Origin of the sequence: Streptomyces diastaticus subsp. diastaticus, from assembly GCF_011170125.1 — a bacterium.
Lineage (GTDB): Bacteria > Actinomycetota > Actinomycetes > Streptomycetales > Streptomycetaceae > Streptomyces > Streptomyces diastaticus.
In genome coordinates, this window is record NZ_BLLN01000003.1 from 806,905 (window position 1) to 822,809 (window position 15,905).

General features: G+C 75.2%; 13 protein-coding genes. 5 read left to right on the forward strand and 8 right to left on the reverse strand.

Translation table 11 applies throughout. The features are described 5' to 3' along the window. Window positions 1–253: 253 nt before the first annotated feature. From Sdia_RS12025 to Sdia_RS12035, 3 genes are all read right to left on the reverse strand, one after another. Window positions 254–910 carry a response regulator transcription factor gene (locus Sdia_RS12025; protein ID WP_115068559.1) on the reverse strand — a complete coding sequence of 219 codons (657 nt, stop codon included), beginning with the start codon at window positions 908–910 and terminating at the stop codon, window positions 254–256. After that, window positions 907–2,121, reverse strand: coding sequence for a sensor histidine kinase (locus tag Sdia_RS12030; protein WP_100453391.1), 1,215 nt, complete (start codon window positions 2,119–2,121; stop codon window positions 907–909). The genes Sdia_RS12025 and Sdia_RS12030 overlap by 4 nt, the downstream gene beginning before the upstream one ends. Window positions 2,122–2,186: 65 nt before the next feature. Further along, window positions 2,187–3,167 carry a histidine kinase gene (locus Sdia_RS12035; protein ID WP_229830604.1) on the reverse strand — a complete coding sequence of 327 codons (981 nt, stop codon included), beginning with the start codon at window positions 3,165–3,167 and terminating at the stop codon, window positions 2,187–2,189. 935 nt (window positions 3,168–4,102) lie between these two features. Here Sdia_RS12035 and Sdia_RS12040 point away from each other — a divergent pair. The 3 genes from Sdia_RS12040 to Sdia_RS12050 all read left to right on the forward strand — a co-directional run bounded on the left by Sdia_RS12040 (window position 4,103) and on the right by Sdia_RS12050 (window position 7,700). Continuing rightward, window positions 4,103–5,635, forward strand: a complete 1,533-nt coding sequence (locus Sdia_RS12040; RefSeq protein ID WP_124287044.1) for an aldehyde dehydrogenase family protein — start codon at window positions 4,103–4,105, stop codon at window positions 5,633–5,635. Window positions 5,636–5,800: 165 nt separating this feature from the next. Next, on the forward strand, window positions 5,801–6,526 hold the full coding sequence (locus Sdia_RS12045; RefSeq protein ID WP_100453217.1) for a DsbA family oxidoreductase: 726 nt from the start codon (window positions 5,801–5,803) through the stop codon (window positions 6,524–6,526). 124 nt (window positions 6,527–6,650) lie between these two features. Beyond that, window positions 6,651–7,700 (forward strand): aminotransferase class V-fold PLP-dependent enzyme, encoded by a 1,050-nt coding sequence (locus Sdia_RS12050; RefSeq protein ID WP_100453392.1) that lies wholly within the window; start codon window positions 6,651–6,653, stop codon window positions 7,698–7,700. Between the two features lie 543 nt (window positions 7,701–8,243). Here the strand turns inward: Sdia_RS12050 and thpD are convergent. The 5 genes from thpD to Sdia_RS12075 form a co-directional block, all read right to left on the reverse strand. Beyond that, entirely contained in the window at window positions 8,244–9,140 is an 897-nt protein-coding gene (thpD, locus tag Sdia_RS12055) for an ectoine hydroxylase (protein ID WP_100453218.1), read from the reverse strand. A 3-nt stretch (window positions 9,141–9,143) separates the two neighbouring features. Beyond that, complete coding sequence (locus Sdia_RS12060) at window positions 9,144–9,542, reverse strand: ectoine synthase (protein WP_003947422.1); 399 nt, start codon at window positions 9,540–9,542, stop codon at window positions 9,144–9,146. Between the two features lie 34 nt (window positions 9,543–9,576). After that, complete coding sequence (ectB, locus tag Sdia_RS12065; protein ID WP_100453219.1) at window positions 9,577–10,848, reverse strand: diaminobutyrate--2-oxoglutarate transaminase; 1,272 nt, start codon at window positions 10,846–10,848, stop codon at window positions 9,577–9,579. Between the two features lie 114 nt (window positions 10,849–10,962). Next, a complete protein-coding gene (gene ectA, locus Sdia_RS12070) occupies window positions 10,963–11,511 on the reverse strand; it encodes a diaminobutyrate acetyltransferase (protein ID WP_185392892.1) in 549 nt (182 codons plus the stop codon). A 451-nt stretch (window positions 11,512–11,962) separates the two neighbouring features. Then, window positions 11,963–13,078, reverse strand: a complete 1,116-nt coding sequence (locus tag Sdia_RS12075; protein WP_100453221.1) for a pyridoxal-phosphate-dependent aminotransferase family protein — start codon at window positions 13,076–13,078, stop codon at window positions 11,963–11,965. A gap of 74 nt (window positions 13,079–13,152) precedes the next feature. Here Sdia_RS12075 and Sdia_RS12080 point away from each other — a divergent pair, with 74 nt between their 5' ends. Then, window positions 13,153–14,244 carry an amidohydrolase family protein gene (locus Sdia_RS12080; RefSeq protein ID WP_100453222.1) on the forward strand — a complete coding sequence of 364 codons (1,092 nt, stop codon included), beginning with the start codon at window positions 13,153–13,155 and terminating at the stop codon, window positions 14,242–14,244. A gap of 311 nt (window positions 14,245–14,555) precedes the next feature. Next, window positions 14,556–15,539 carry an SCO1860 family LAETG-anchored protein gene (locus Sdia_RS12085; protein WP_115068557.1) on the forward strand — a complete coding sequence of 328 codons (984 nt, stop codon included), beginning with the start codon at window positions 14,556–14,558 and terminating at the stop codon, window positions 15,537–15,539. Window positions 15,540–15,905 lie beyond the last annotated feature (366 nt).

Genomic DNA, 15,905 nt, shown 5'->3' on the forward strand with positions numbered 1-15,905 from the left:
CCCGGGCCCTCGCCCCCGCGTGGCCGGGTTCCGCCGCGCCGGCGGGTAGGGCGGGGTGCGGACCGGGTCACGCCGAGCCGGTCCTCGGGGGGCCGCCTGCCTACCGCCCTGAGCGCGGCGACAGCGGTACGCCAGGTGCCGCGCCGGTCAGCGGGGCTGCCGGGTGGCGGCCGGGGGTGAGGCCCGGGGCGCCCGGTCGGCGCCGTGAGGCAGCGGGGCCGGGCCGGGGCCGGCGATCCGGGCGGCCCGCCGGTCACCGGTCGCCGGCCAGGCCGCTCTCGAAGGCGGCGATGACCGCCTGGGTGCGGTCCCGGGTGCCGGTCTTGGCGAGGACCGCCGCCACGTGCGACTTGACCGTGGCGGGACCGACCGTGAGGCGGGCGGCGATCTCCGCGTTGGTCAGGCCGGTGGCCATCAGGCGCAGCACCTCGCGTTCGCGGTCGGTGAGCCTGGTCAGCCACGGCGGCGCCGGGGACGGGCGGGGGCCGTGCGCCAGGGCCAGCGCGCGTACCGAGGCCGGGAACAGCAGGGTGTCCGAGTGGGCCACCACCCGGACCGCGTGCAGCAGGGTCTCGGCTTCGGAGCGCTTCAGCAGGAAGCCGGCGGCGCCCGCCCGCAGGGCCGCCAGGACGTGGTCGTCGTTCTCGAAGGTGGTCAGCACCAGGACGCGCGGCGCCCGTCCGGCGGTCGCCGCCGCCAGGACGCGCTCGGTCGCGCGGATGCCGTCGACCTCGGGCATCCGCACGTCCATCAGCACCACGTCGGGAGCGGTGGCCCGCACCACCGAGACGGCCTCCGCGCCGGTGGCCGCCTCACCCACCACCTCCAGGTCCGGCTCGGCACCCAGGATGGCGCGCAGCGCGGAGCGCACCATGCGCTCGTCATCGGCCAGCACCAGGCGGATCGTCACGGGGCCTCCTCTCCGGACGCGGGGCGGGGGACGGACCCAGGGTCCGGGCCGGAGCCGGTCGGCAGGGCGACGTCCAGGACCCAGTCGCCCCCGCGCGGTCGCGCCACGGCCGCCCCGCCGAGCAGCCGGGCCCGTTCGGCGATGCCCGCCAGACCCCGGCCGCCACCGGCGGGCGGACCCGGGAGGGCAGGCGTCAGCGGCTGGCTGACCCGTACCGCGAGGTGTGCTGCGGTCCTCTCGAACCGCAGCAGCACGGGTGCCCCGGGCGCGTGCTTCAGCGCGTTGGCCAGCCCTTCCTGGACGATCCGGTACGCCTCGCGGTCCACCGGCGGCGGCAGCGCGCGCGGCGGCGCCCCGCGCACCGTGACCGGGCAGCCCGCCGCCCGGGTGCGGGAGAGCAGCGCCGGCAGGCCGTCGGCGAGGCCCGGCGCCGGCCTGGCCGGGTCCGGGCCGCTCTCGCGCAACACGCCCAGCACGGCGTCGAGTTCGCCGACGGTGCGCCGGGCCGTCTCCTCGATCGCCGCCAGCGCCTCGCCGGCGAAGGCGCGGCCCTCGGCGGGCGGCCCGTCCAGCAGGCGGCGGGCCGCGGTGGCCTGGAGGGCGATCGCGCTCAGCGCGTGCCCCACCGAGTCGTGCACCTCGCGGGCGAGCCGGTTGCGCACCGCGAGCTCCGCCGCCCGCCGCTCGGCCCGCTCCACCCTTTCCCCGGGCGAGGGGCCGAGCAGCACGGGCGCCGCCCGCGCCAGCAGGGCGCCCACCCCGGCGGCCACCGCGGTCAGGGCGGCCAGCAGGGCCAGGCCCGCCGGCGGCGCCAGCAGCACGGCCGGGCCCGCCCCGGGCAGCGCGTAGGCGGCACCGGCCTCGGGGCGTACCAGGGGCAGGACCAGCAGCAGCACGGCGAACGGGGGCACCGCCAGGGTCGCCCCGGAGACCACGGCCCCCAGCCCCAGGTGCAGCACGTACCAGCAGGCCGTGCGGGTGCGGTCGGCCGGTCCGCGTGCCGGGCCCTCGGCCAGCGCGTCCGGTGCCACGCCCGCCAGCCCCCGCGCCAGCGCCACCGCCGCGGGACGCGTGGCGGGGACCAGCGCGGTGACCGCCACCAGCGGCAGCGCCAGCGTGACGGTGAGCGCCAGCGCGGGCGGGTCGGTGAAGAAGTCCGGTACACCGAGCAGCGCCAGCACCACCGTCCCCACGAAGAGGAAGTACGGCATCAGCAGGGCCCCGCCCAGCACCAGATGCACCCACCGCCGCGCCAGCCGCCCGGCGGCCCCGGACCTCACGCGGCTCCCCGGGTACCGGTCCGCCCGGCCCGCGCGCGCAGGGCGACGACCAGCCCGGCGCCGGCCAGCGCGCCCACCAGCGTCCGCACCAGATGGACCAGGAGGAGCAGGGGGGACGTCTCGTCGGCGGCAGCGCCCGAGACCATCGGCAGCAGCATCCACAGGGCCCAGCACAGCGTCGCCCCGGAGCCCAGCCACGTCGCGGCCAGCGGCACCCCGAGCGGCAGGCGGGGCGGGCGGCGCCAGGTCAGGCTCAGCGTCCCGGCCACCGCCAGCAGCAGGGCGCAGGCGTGGGTGGCCGCGACGACCCTGCTGTTGACGGAACCCGGCGCGTCGAGCCCCGCCGAGGCCCCGGCCGCCCAGGCCAGCTGGAGTGCCAGCGGGAAGGGCGTGAGCGCCAGTGTCCCGGCCGCGAGCCACTGCGGCGCCCGCTGCGAGCCACCGGGCCGGAGCCCGTCCAGCCGCGCGCGCACCACGTCGGGCCAGCGGCGCGCGACGTACCGGGCGAAGAGCGTGCCGAGCGCCAGGGCCTGGACGATGAAGCCGCCGTACACCACGGCGAACACCCAGTTGGCCAGGAAGGGTTCTGCCTCGCCGCCGCTCGCGCCGAGCAGGCCGGCGAGGAGTTGGGCCGGGTAGCCGAGGACGATGGGGAGCAGCAGGCCCGTGGCGATCCACGCCGGGACCAGGAGCAGCCACCAGGGTGCCCGCAGGCCCCAGGGCCGCACCAGCAGCAGGACCAGCACGATCACGGCGCCGTCCATCACCACCGTCCCGGCGTTGGCGAGCCGTAGCACCAAGGAGTGGTCGAGCAGGGGACTGCCCGGCGGGATGCCGACCGGACTGCCCGCCACCCAGGCGGTCTTCAGCGTGAGATACGGAAGGCAGGCGAGGACGGCGAGCCAGGCCGCGGCGCGGTCGGTGCGGCCCGGCACGGCCGGGACGCGGGGGCGGGAGGTGTCGTGAGTGCTGGTCATGGCTCCAGCGTCGTGGCGGGCGGCCGCCGCGACGTCCTCCACCGCGGTGAACCGGCTCCGCCGCACGGGGGAGAGGGGCGGCCGGGGGTCGGCCCGCGGGGTGAGAGGGGGATGCGCGCCGCGCCGCGGACGCCGTGAGGGCCCCGCCCCGGCAGCCCGGCCGCGGCGGGCGGCCCCGGGACACGGGTTCGTGGGCGCGCCACCCCGGACCGGGACGGACGGACCCCTCGTGAGCGGCGCGAGTTCACCGGCGGAGCCCCGGCGCCCGGCGCCCGCAGCCAGGCCGCCGGCGTCCCGCCCGACCGCGGCGCGGCCGGGCAGGTGCTCGGGCCGGAGCCGGCGAGGGCAGACCCCGGCAGCCGTCTTGACCGGGTGTGCGGCGGCGGGGCCCGGCCCGCCGCCGCGTGGAGGCCGCGGATCTCGTGGTCCGGGTCGCGGACCCGCGCCCGGCGCACCCGCGTGCGGTACTCCGCCTGCCGTGGAGCGCTCACGCCCGCCGGTGTGGCACGGGGCGCCGGTCGCCCGGCCGGCCGGGGACGGGCCGCGACCGGTCGGCTCCGGTGCCGGGCCCGCAGGCCACAGGTGCTCCTTCGGCCGCCGGCCGCCGGCCAGCGCCGGCGGACGCCCCGTCACCTCCACCACCGCCCCGAGCGGAGCCCTCGGGTGCAGACGCCCGTGCCCCGCGTCCTCCCCGACGCCTCGCGCCGCGCCCGTCGACTCACCCCGGCAGTCTCCCGCGCCCGGAGCCGCCCGGCCAGGGCCTTTCGGGAGAAGCCCCCTTGACCCCTGTGACCAGGCACGCATAACCTCCGACGCCCAAGAGCTCCGCCACGCAGGAGCTCCGCCCCCACCCTGACGAGACCGCACCCCCGATGTGACCGCGTGCCCGGTACGGACGGCGCCGTCGGTTGTGGCCCGTACCGAAGGAGCCCGCCGTGGCAGCAGCCGTGTGGAGTGTCGACCCCCGGACCGGCAGGGAGCGTGAGCAGGTCGCCGTGGAGGCGAGCGGGGCCGAGGTGGACCAGGCGGTGCGCGCGGCCCACGCCGCACGGAGCGCCCTCGCCGACCGGGAGGTACGCGCCGCGCTGCTGCGGGCGGCGGCGGACCGCCTCGACGGCGCCCGGGCCCACCTGGTGGAGGCCGCCGACGCCGAGACGGCGCTCGGACCGGTCCGGCTCGACGGCGAACTGACCCGGACGACCGGCCAGTTGCGGAGCTTCGCCGCCCTCGCCGAAGAGGGCGCGTTCCTCGACGCGCGGATCGACCACGCCGACCCGGCCGCCGTGCCACCCGTCCCGGACCTGCGGCGCATGCGGATACCGCTCGGTGTGGTCGCCGTCTACGCGGCGGGGAACTTCCCCTTCGCCTTCTCCGCGCCCGGCGGCGACACCGCCAGCGCGCTGGCGGCGGGCTGCCCCGTCGTGATCAAGGCCCACCCGGACCACCCGGCCACCTCCGAGCTGACTCTCGCGCTGCTGCGCCGGGCCGCCGCCGACACCGGCGTACCGCCGGAGTGCCTCGGGCTCGTGCACGGCTTCGACGCGGGCGTGGCCCTGATCGGCCACCCGCTCGTCACCGCCGCCGGCTTCACCGGGTCCGTACGGGGCGGGCGCGCCCTGTTCGACGCCGCGGCGGCCCGGCCCGTGCCCATCCCCTTCCACGGTGAACTGGGCAGCCTCAACCCGGTCCTCGTCACCCCGGGCGCGGCGGCCGAGCGGGCCGAGGAGGTCGCCCGGGGGCTGGCGGCCTCGGTGACGCTGGGGACGGGCCAGTTCTGCGTCAAGCCCGGGCTGGTGCTGGTCCCGGCGGGCGAGGCCGGCGACCGGCTGGTCACCGCGCTGACGGCGGCCGTCAGCGACACCGAGGCCGGGGTCCTCCTCGACACCCGCATCCGCGACGCCTTCCTCGCCGGGGTCGGCGAGCGGGCCGCGCTGGACGGGGTCGAGAGCCCGGTGACGCCGGGGGCGGCGGGGGAGCACACCGTGGCCGCGGGCTTTCTGACCGTCGCCGCCGGCCGGCTCGCCGCCCCGGGGCCGCACGACCTGCTCCTGGAGGAGTGCTTCGGGCCGGTCACCGTCCTCGCCCGCTACGCCGGCCCCGCCGAGGCCGGGGAGCTCCTCGCCCGGCTGCCCGGCAACCTCACCGCCACCCTCCACCTGTCCGGCGCCGAGGAGCGCGGCGAAGGCGGTGCGGCCGCGTTGCTGGAGCGGCTCACCCGGCTGGCCGGCCGGGTCGTCGTCGGCGGCTGGCCGACCGGGGTCGCGGTCGCCGACGCCCAGCACCACGGCGGCCCCTACCCGGCGGCGACCTCCACGGCCACCTCGGTCGGCACCGCCGCCGTGGAACGCTGGCTGCGCCCGGTCGCCTACCAGACGACGCCCCAGGCGCTGCTTCCGCCGGAACTGCGGGACGGCAACCCGCTGGGGCTGCCCCGGCACGTCGACGGCCGGGCCGAGAACGGCGCCTGAGGGAGGCGGGGCCCCAGCGGGACGCGGTGCGGAATGCACAGGTCCGGCCCCGTGTCGCCAGAGAGCGGAGGCGCCCTCCGTACCCTGGTGGGCGCACGCCCGGGAGCCTTCTCCCGCCACCCCCGACCCGCCCGGTCCGCCGGGCCGAGGAGTTGAACCGCAGCCATGCGCGTCGAGATCTGGTCCGACATCGCCTGCCCCTGGTGCTACGTGGGGAAGGCGCGGTTCGACAAGGCGCTCGCCGCCTTCCCGCACCGCGACCGGGTCGAGGTCGTGCACCGCTCCTACGAGCTGGACCCGGCCCGCGCCAAGGGCGACACCGAGCTGGTCCTGCCGATGCTCGCCCGGAAGTACGGCATGAGCGAGGCGCAGGCCGCCGAGGCCGAGCGGAACCTCGGGCAGAACGCCGCCGCCGAGGGCCTGCCCTACCTCACCGAGGGCCGCGACCACGGCAACACCTTCGACATGCACCGCCTGCTCCACCTCGCCAGGGCCCGGGGCCGCCAGGACGCCCTGCTCGCCGTGTTGTACCGCGCCAACTTCGCGGAGCGGGAAAGCGTCTTCGGCGACGACGAGCGGCTTGTCGCCCTCGCCGTCGAGGCCGGGCTGGCGGAGGCCGAGGCCCGCGAGGTCCTCGCCGACGAGCAGCGGTACGCCGCCGAGGTCCGCGCCGACGAGCGCGCCGCCACCGAACTGGGCGCCAACGGCGTGCCGTTCTTCGTCCTCGACCGGCGGTACGGCGTCTCCGGTGCCCAGCCCGCCGACGTCTTCACGCAGGCGCTCACCCAGGCGTGGGAGAGCCACGTCCCGGCCGCCGGGCTCGCCACCCCGGCCGGCGCCGAGGGCGGCGCGGCGTGCGGCCCCGACGGCTGCGAGGTCCCCGAGGGCTGAGAGCGGGACGCCGGCGCCCGGCCCGCCACCGGCTTCGGCGGGAGGCGGGCCGGAGCCGGGGCGCGGACGCTTCGGCGGCCACCGCACCATGGACGGCCGCCGCACGGCGGTGCACAGTGGCCGCATGGATCTCGCTCACAGCCTGGCCGAGGACGAGTTCGAGCCGGCCCTGACCCATCTCGCGACCGCCAGTGCCGGCCTGCTGCCGCTGAGCGCGGCCCGGGCGGTGCACGAGGCCGTCGACGCCTCCGCAGCGGGCGCCCCGCCCGACATGTTCGGCGCCATGGAGGCCGCCCGCGCCTCCTTCGCCCGGCTCGTGGGCGTCTCCGCCGAGCGGGTCGCCACCGGCTCGTCCGTCGCCACCTTCACCGGCCTGATCGCCTCCTCGCTGCCCGATGGCGCCGAGGTGCTGACCGCCGAGGGCGACTTCAGCTCGCTGGTCAACCCCTTCCACGTGCGGCCCGGCCTGACGGTGCGCACCGTGCCGCTGGAGCGGATCGCCGAACACGTCACCGAGGCCACCGCGCTGGTCGCGGTCAGCGCCGTGCAGTCCGCCGACGGCCGCCGCGCCGACCTCGCCGCCGTCCGCGAGGCGGCCCGCGCCCACGGCGCCCGCACCCTGATCGACGCCTCGCAGGCCGCCGGCTGGGACACCCTCGACGCCGACGCGTACGACTACACCGTCGCCGTCGGTTTCAAATGGCTGCTCTGCCCGAAGGGCACCGCCTTCCTCACCGTCCCCGCCGGCCTCGGCGCCCCGCCCCCGCTGCTCGCCGGCTGGGTCGCCGGCCGGCTCCCGTACGAGAGCTGCTACGGGCCCGTCACCGAACCGGCCCGCAGCGCGCGCCGCTACGACGAGAGCCCCGCGCTGTTCTCCTGGGCGGGCGCGCCGCAGGCCCTCGCCCTGCTGGAGCGGGTCGGGACCGAGGCGGTGGGCGCCCATGACGTCGCGCTCGCCGAGCGGTTCCGGGAGCGGCTGACCCGCGCAGGACACGCCCCCGTGCCGGCCCCCGGCTCGGCCATCGTCTCCGTGCCGGGGCTCGGCGAGCGCGCCAAGGCCCTCGGGGAGCGGGGGATCACGGTCTCCGACCGGGCCGGGATGCTCCGGGCCGCCTTCCACCTCTACAACACCGAGAGCGACGTGGACCGGCTGGCGGCGGCACTGGGCGGCTGAGGCCACGGGGGCAGGGCGGGCGCCGGGAGCGCGGGGGCGGACCTGCCGAGGCGTGGGGTCGTGGGTGCCGGGGGCGAGGCACGGGGGTCCCCTGACGTGGTGGGGCCGGGACCGGGGTACGGCGGCAGCGCGGGACCGTGCTGAGCCGGGGCGGCACGCCCCCTCGCCCGCGACGAGCCGCCAGGCGCCCCGGCCTCCTGGCAGCCCACCTCGCGCGCGTTCTCCGACCGCACCGTCACGACCGGCGCGGTACGGACCGTGCTCCGTGCCAGGGCCGCCCTGCCCGGGCCTTTCCCCAACGATGTACGGCGACGGCGCCCAGGACCACACCGACTACCCGGAGCTGACCGGCTGACCGGCGCGCTCGCGCGCGGTGCCGGCCGGCCGGAAAGACCCCGGGACGCAACCGGACCGGGAGCGGCCCGCCTGTGGCCGCCCCCGGTCCCGTGGCCCGGGCGCCGTGTGCGCCGGTGCGTGACGAGCCGCGGTCAGCGACTCATCCGGTCCGCCTGCTCCACTCGGGTGAAGCGGGCGTCACCGGTCTCACCTCACCGGAGTGAAGTCACGCGCCCCGATGAACTCCGGGCGCCGGACGGGCGCCGCGAAGGGCTCCTCAGCAGCGTTCTCGACGCTGTTGAAGACGATGAACACGTTGCTGCGCGGGTACGGGGTGATGTTGTCCCCGGAACCGTGCATGGCGTTGCAGTCGAACCAGGTGGCCGACCCGGCCTTGCCGGTGAACAGCCGGATGCCGTGCCGGTCGGCGAACTCGGTCAGCACCTCGTCGGAGGGGATGCCCGCGTCCTGCATCTGGAGCGACCGCTTGTAGTTGTCCTTCGGCGTGACGCCGTTGCACCCCACGTAGGTGCGGTGCGACCCCGGCATGATCATGAGGCCGCCGTTGGTGTCGTAGTTCTCGGTCAGCGCGATCGAGACGGACACCGCGCGCATCCTGGGCAGGCCGTCCTCGGCGTGCCAGGTCTCGAAGTCCGAGTGCCAGTAGAACCCGGAGGCCCCGAAGCCCGGCTTGACGTTGATCCGCGACTGGTGGACGTAGACGTCCGAGCCGAGGATCTGCCGGGCCCGGCCAAGGAGCCGCTCGTCGCGGACCAGCCCGGCGAAGACCTCACTGATCTTGTGGATCTCGAAGACCGAGCGGACCTTCTCCGACTTGGGCTCGACGACGGCGCGCTCGTCGGCCCGGATGAGCGGGTCGGCGACCAGCCGGTCCAGCTCGGCCCGGTAGACCCCGACTTCCTCAGGGGTGATCAGCTCCTCGATGGCGAGGAAGCCATTCTCGTCGTAAGACTGCAGGTCGGACCGCGTGATGGGTCCAGGGGCGTCCTGCGGGGACCACACCACGGGGTCCTTGCGCGGGATCGTCACCTCGGTTGCAGTCCGGCTCGGGTAGAGATCGGTGCGCTCCGACGCGACAGTCATGACTCAGTCCTCCTCGGTCAGCAGCGGGTAGACGCCGTTCTCGTCGTGGTCCTCCCGCCCGGTCACGGGAGGGTTGAAGACGCAGACGCAGCGAAAATCTGTCTTCGGCCTCAGGGTGTGCTTCTCGTGGCCATTCAGCAAGTACATCGTGCCGGGCTCGATCCAGTGGGTCTCGCCCGTCTCGCGGTTGGTCAGCTCGGCCTCACCCTCCACGCAGAGCACGGCCTCGATGTGGTTGGCGTACCACATGTCGGTCTCCGTGCCCGCGTAGAGGATGGTCTCGTGCAACGAGAAGCCGACCTTCTCCTTGGCGAGCACGATGCGCTTGCTCTCCCAGGTGCCGGACGCCGATTTGACGTGCCGGTCGGTGTTCTCGATGTCCTTGAACGATCGGACGATCACAGTGCGGTCGTGCCCCTTCTTCCGTCGGTGTGTGTCAGGCCGTCTCTCGGACGGCGCGGGCGAGGATGCGCAGACCCTCGTCCAGCTCGTCCGGGCTCACGGTGAGCGGCGGCAGCAGCTTGACCACTTCGCTCTCCGGCCCGGAAGTCTCGACCAGCAGGCCCAGCTCGAAGGCGCGCTTGGAGACGGCGCCGGCGCGGGTCTTGTCGGTGAACTCCATGCCCCAGACCAGGCCCCGGCCACGGATGGAGGCGATGGCCTCGCTGCCGTGCTCGTCGAGGATCGCGGTGAGCGCCTGCTCGACCTGTTCGCCCCGGGCCAGGGTCTGCTTCTCCATCTGGCCGTCGCTCCAGTACGCGTCGAGCGCGGCGGCGGCGGTGACGAAGGCCGGGTTGTTGCCCCGGAAGGTGCCGTTGTGCTCGCCCGGCTCCCAGATGTCCAGCTCCGGCTTGAACAGGCAGAGCGACATCGGCATGCCGTAGCCGCCGATGGACTTCGACAGGGTGACGATGTCCGGGGTGATGCCCGCCTCCTCGAAGGAGAAGAACGGGCCGGTGCGGCCGCAGCCCATCTGGATGTCGTCGACGATCAGCAGCATGTCGCGGCGCTTGCAGAGGTCGGCCAGGGCGCGCAGCCACTCGGGCCGGGCCACGTTGATGCCGCCCTCGCCCTGGATGGTCTCGACGATGACCGCGGCCGGGGTGTTGAGACCCGAGCCCTGGTCCTCCAGCAGCCGCTCGAACCACAGGAAGTCCTGCACGGTGCCGTCGAAGTAGTTGTCGAACGGCATCGGCGTGCCGTGCACCAGCGGGATGCCGGCGCCGGCGCGCTTGAAGGCGTTGCCGGTCACGGCGAGCGAGCCGAGCGACATGCCGTGGAAGGCGTTGGTGAAGGAGACGATCGACTCGCGGCCCTTGACCTTGCGGGCCAGCTTCAGCGCCGACTCGACGGCGTTGGTACCCGTCGGGCCGGGGAACATGACCTTGTACGGCAGGTCGCGCGGGCGCAGCAGCACGTTCTGGAAGGTCTCCAGGAACGCGCGCTTGGCGGTGGTGCCCATGTCCAGGCCGTGGGTGATGCCGTCGCGCTCGATGTAGTCGATCAGCGCGCGTTTCAGCACCGGGTTGTTGTGGCCGTAGTTGAGGGCGCCGGCGCCGGCGAAGAAGTCGAGGTAGGTGTGGCCGTCCTCGTCGTACAGGTAGCTGCCCTGGGCCCGGTCGAAGACGGCGGGCCAGCTGCGGCAGTAGCTCCGTACCTCCGACTCAAGGGTCTCGAAGACGCTCAGGGCGGGCGGGGTGATGGTCACGACTGCTCTCCTGGGAGATGGGGGGTGAAGCGGCGGAAGTCAGGGATACGTGCGGAAGGGCGACCGGGGGCTTGCTTCCCGGCCGGACCTGGGTTGCTGTGCGGCGTTCCGGTGTCAGTCGGCGAACGGTCCGATGCGGTACAGCACCTCGGGGTCGTGCCCCCCGTCGGGGAAGAGGCCGGCACCGAAGAGGACCTCGCGCTCCAGCTCGGCGCCGTGGCGCTTGGCGTAGGAGGTGAAGAGGCGTTCTGAGGGCGTGTTCCCCGGCGTGATGGTGGTCTCGATCCCGTCCAGCCGCCCCTTCTCACGGAGCCGGTCGGTGAGCCCGTCCAGCAGGGCGGCGGCGAGGCCGCGTCCGCGCTGCGAGGCGTCCACGGCGACCTGCCAGACGACGAGGGTGTGCGGGCGCTCGGGCCGGAAGTACCCGGTCACGAACCCGACCGGCTCGCCGCCGGCGTCGCGGGCCACCACGGAGGTGCCGGCGAAGTCGCGACACCACAGGAGGTAGCTGTAGGAGGAGTTGAGGTCGAGGGTGCGCGAGTCACGGGCGATACGCCAGATGGCTGCTCCGTCCTCGACGCCCGGGTGGTCCAGGCGCAAATCCTCGGGCATTTCCTTCAGGGTGGATCGGCCACGTGCAAGGTCGGCTTGTGCGGCGGTCATGCAAATTGAATTTACCCATCGAATCTGAAAAATGCATCGCGGGTCAGGGTTACATGGCAGCGCTTTCTGTGTTATCGGGCGCGAGGGCGCGCCTGCGCGAACAGGTGTCCGAAGATGGTGATTTGTACTGGATATAAGGCGCGAAACGGTCACCGTGTGGAGTCAGTCACAAGTGCGTAACGCATGTGAGCCGCGTCCGAATTACGCGGTTTCGGCGTCCGGAAAATCGATGCGTTTAGCTTCGGAGGAAGCGGGCAGACGAATAGGGGAAGGTGAGTGCGAAAGAATTCGGAATTCCCTGCAATAGGTCTGCTGATAAGAATATCGATCCGCGTCCGCGCCGAAGTCGGTGCGGACTTCGGCGTGTCCGGGAATCCGGAGAGACGGAACGGGCCGCCCCGCGCACGGCAGTCGCCGCGCACCGGACGGCCCGCCGGGCCGGTGCGGAGGGTCAGGCCGCGGGGTGCTCCCAGGCCGCGGTCGCCGCCCGCCGCGCGGCGTCCAGGTCGACCGGGCGGCCGGTGAGGTCGCTCAGCGCCGCGCCCAGCGCGGCCAGGCAGGAGTGGACCGTGCCGCCGGCCGCGGCCGTGCCGTAGTGGTTGACCCGGATCATCTCCTTGGCCAGCGCCCCGCCGCCGGCCACCAGCGGCAGCACCGGGTCCGCCGCCAGCGCCCGCGCCACCAGCTCCGAGGCGTCGACGCCCTCCGGCGCCCGCAGCGTGGTCGCCACCGGCGCCGCGTCCCGCGCCTCGCGGACGTAGGGCGCGAAACCGCCGCCGATCGCCGTCACGCCCGCCCGGGTGGCCGCCGCCGCCCGCGCGTGCCGGCCGATCACCGTCTCCAGGCCCTCGTCCTCGATCCGCTCCACGCACGCCTGGAGGGCCAGCATCTCCAGCTGGGCGGGGGCGTGCAGCAGGGCGGTGCGCCCGGCGTCGATCCACCGCTCCTTCCAGTCCAGCAGCGAGAGGTACGAACGGCGCGGCGCCCCCGGATTGGCCGCCATCCGCTGCCAGGCCCGCTCGCTGACCGAGACCGCCGAGACCCCGGCGGGGCCGCCCATCGCCTTCTGGGCTCCGACGACGCAGAGGTCCACCCCCCAGGCGTCCGGGAGGAGCGGCTCGGCACCGACCGACGCCACCGCGTCCACCATGAGGAGCGCGCCGTGCTCCCGCACCACCCGGCCGATCTCCGCCACCGGGTTGGTGTTCCCGGTCGCCGCCTCGGCGTGCACCAGCGAGACGAAGTCGATCTCGGGGTGCTCCGCCAGCGCCTCGGCCACCTGGGCGGCGCGGGCCGCGGCGTCGTACGGCACTGCCAGGTCGACGACCCGCGCCCCGCAGTCGCGCAGCCAGTCGCCGAAGGTCTGCCCGTACGGGCCGGTGATGACGTTGAGGGCGGTGGTGTCCGGGCCCGCCACGCCGCGGATGCACCCCTCCAGCGGCAGCAGCGCCTCGCCCTGGGCGATGACGACGTCCTGCGAGGTGGAGAGCAGTGCCGCGACGCGGCGCTCGATGTTCGCGAAATGCGCGGCGGTCAGCGGGGTCAGGTCCAGGAGGGGGTGCGTCACGGTGGTGCTCTCTTCGCCGGTCGATCGTCGGGCTGCCGGTCCGAGCGTACCCACCGGGTCCTACGCTGCCGTGCATGAGCGAAGACATGGTGCTGCACGTGAAGGGCCGGATACTGCTCTCCGCGCAGGAGGTCAGGGACGAACTCTGGGTGGTGGGTGGCCGGATCACCTTCACCCGGCCGCCGGGCGCCCGCGAGGCGCGCACCGTCGAGGGGTGGGCGCTGCCCGGCCTGGTCGACGCGCACTGCCACGTCGGCCTGGACCGGCACGGCCCGGTCGCGGCCGAGGTCGCGGAGCAGCAGGCGCTCACCGACCGGGAGGCCGGGGCACTGCTGCTGCGCGACGCGGGTTCCCCGAGCGACACCCGCTGGATGGACGAACGCGACGATCTGCCCCGGGTCGTCCGGGCCGGCCGCCACATCGCCCGCACCCGCCGCTACATCCGCAACTACGCCCACGAGATCGAGCCGGACGAACTGGTCGCCCACGTCGGCCGGGAGGCGCGGCGCGGCGACGGCTGGGTCAAGCTGGTCGGCGACTGGATCGACCGGGGCGTGGGGGACCTGACGCCCTGCTGGCCCCGTGAGGCGGTCGAGGCGGCCATCGCCGAGGCGCACCGGCTCGGCGCCCGGGTCACCGCGCACTGCTTCGCCGAGGACTCGCTGCGCGACCTGGTCGAGGCGGGCATCGACTGCGTCGAGCACGCCACCGGCCTGACCGAGGACACCATCCCGCTCTTCGCCGAACGCGGGGTCGCCATCGTGCCGACCCTGGTCAACATCGCCACCTTCCCCGACCTCGCGGCGGGCGGCGAGGCGAAGTTCCCCGACTGGTCGGCCCACATGCGACGGCTGTACGAGCGCCGGTACGACACGGTCCGCGCCGCCTGGGACGCCGGCATCCCCGTCTTCGTCGGCACCGACGCGGGCGGCAGCCTCCCGCACGGCCTGGTCGCCGCCGAGGTCGCCGAACTGGTGACCGCCGGCATCCCGCCGCTCGACGCGCTCTCCGCCACGGCGTGGGGTGCCCGCGAATGGCTCGGCCGCCCGGGACTGTCCGAGGGCGCCCCGGGCGACCTGGTGGTCTACGCGAGCGACCCGCGCGCCGACGTCCGGGTGCTGGCGGCGCCGCGCCGGGTGGTGATCGGCGGCAAGGTCGTCGCCTGAGCCCGCGTGAGGTGTTGACGGGCCGTTACCGGGGCCGGGGCGGCGTCGTTGTGCTCCGGCCCCGATGAAGGACCCGCGCCCGCGTACGCCCTCCGGGGGCCGCGAGGTGGCGTGGAGGGTGACGTCGAGGGAACGGCCGTGCCGGTCGGTTCGAACATCTGCGCCAAAACCCCCCTTTGGAGTGAACTCACTCCAGGTCGTCACCCATTCACCCACAGTGCGTAAAGATTCCGGCAACGACGTCGTCGGCGGCCGCCTGTCCCCAAGCGCGGCCCTCGACGGCTCCATGTCTCTGTGGGGGTTTCACCATCTTGAACAGCACCAACTTCCGCATGCCCGCCCGCCGTCTGGTGGCCGCCTCGGCGGCCGGACTGCTCGCCGCGGCACCGCTCGCCGTCGCCTCGGCCGGCACGGCCCACGCCACCGGCGACCACGGGCGGGCGGACGCGGTCGTCCTGCGCACCGGCCTCGACGTCTCGCTGCTCAACAAGACCGTCAACGTGCCGCTGAAGGTCGCGCTCAACGAGGTCCACGCGCCGCAGACCGCCGAGAAGACGGCGCTGGACGCCGAGCTCTCCGGCGTCAACGACGGTGAGCCGTTCAGCGTGCTCAGCGCCCAGGTCGCCGAGGCGAAGGCCACCGTCGACGCCCGCAAGGCGGAGGGGCACACCACGCTGGCCCACGCCAAGGTGCACCTGCCGGGCCTGCCCGCCCTGCCGCTGCTGGAGGTCGAGAAGGTCACCTCCACCGCGCTGTGCGAGGCCGGGAAGAAGCCGGTCGCCGAGGCGAACGTGCTCGGCCAGGTCGTCGTCCTCGGCAAGCGGGTCGGCCTCACCGCGGGCGGCACCACCGAGGTCAAGGTCCCCGGCGTCGGCGAGGTCACCCTCGACCTCTCCGAGCGGCACACCACCACCTCGACCGCCGCGGCCACCGCCCTGGAACTGAAGGTCTCCGTCAACCCGCTCAAGCTGGGCGTCGCGGAGGTCGACGGCACCGTCACCCTCGGCGGAGCCACCTGTGAGGCCCCGGCCGCCCCGGCGCCCGCGCCCGAGGAGGAGGAGCCCGCCGAGGAGCCCGCCGCCGAGGAGCAGGCCGACAAGCCGGCCGACGGCTCCCGCACCGAGCAGGTGAAGACCGACGACGGGATCAGCACCCAGACCGGCAAGGCCCCCGCCACCGAGAACCTCGCCGAGACCGGCGGCAGCTCCATGACGCCCTACCTCGCGGGCGGCGCCGTCCTCCTGCTCGCCGCGGGCGGTGGCGCCGTCGCCCTGACCCGCCGCAAGCGCGCCTGATCGGACCCCGCCGCACGGCTGCCCGGGGGTGCGCCGTGCGGCGGGGGAGGCCGGACGCGGGGAAGGGACGGCGTCCGGCCGTACGGACGGGCGGGAGCGGGGCGCGTGGGGCGCCCCGCTCCCGTACCGGAGGGGACGGCCGCGTGGGGCGGCCGTCCCCTTTCTCCGGTGCCGGACGGCTGTCGGTCGCGGCGGCGAACCGCGGGACGGAGGGTGCGGCCGGCGGTCACCCCGGCCCCCTCGGGCAGCACCCGACCGGCCCGGCTGAACACCTCTGCCCGTGCCGGGGAGGGCGGGAGCGGACAGGCCGAGACCGTGGGGAGGCGGCCGGCGTGGCCGCTCCCGCTCATCGCGTAGCGCCGCCCG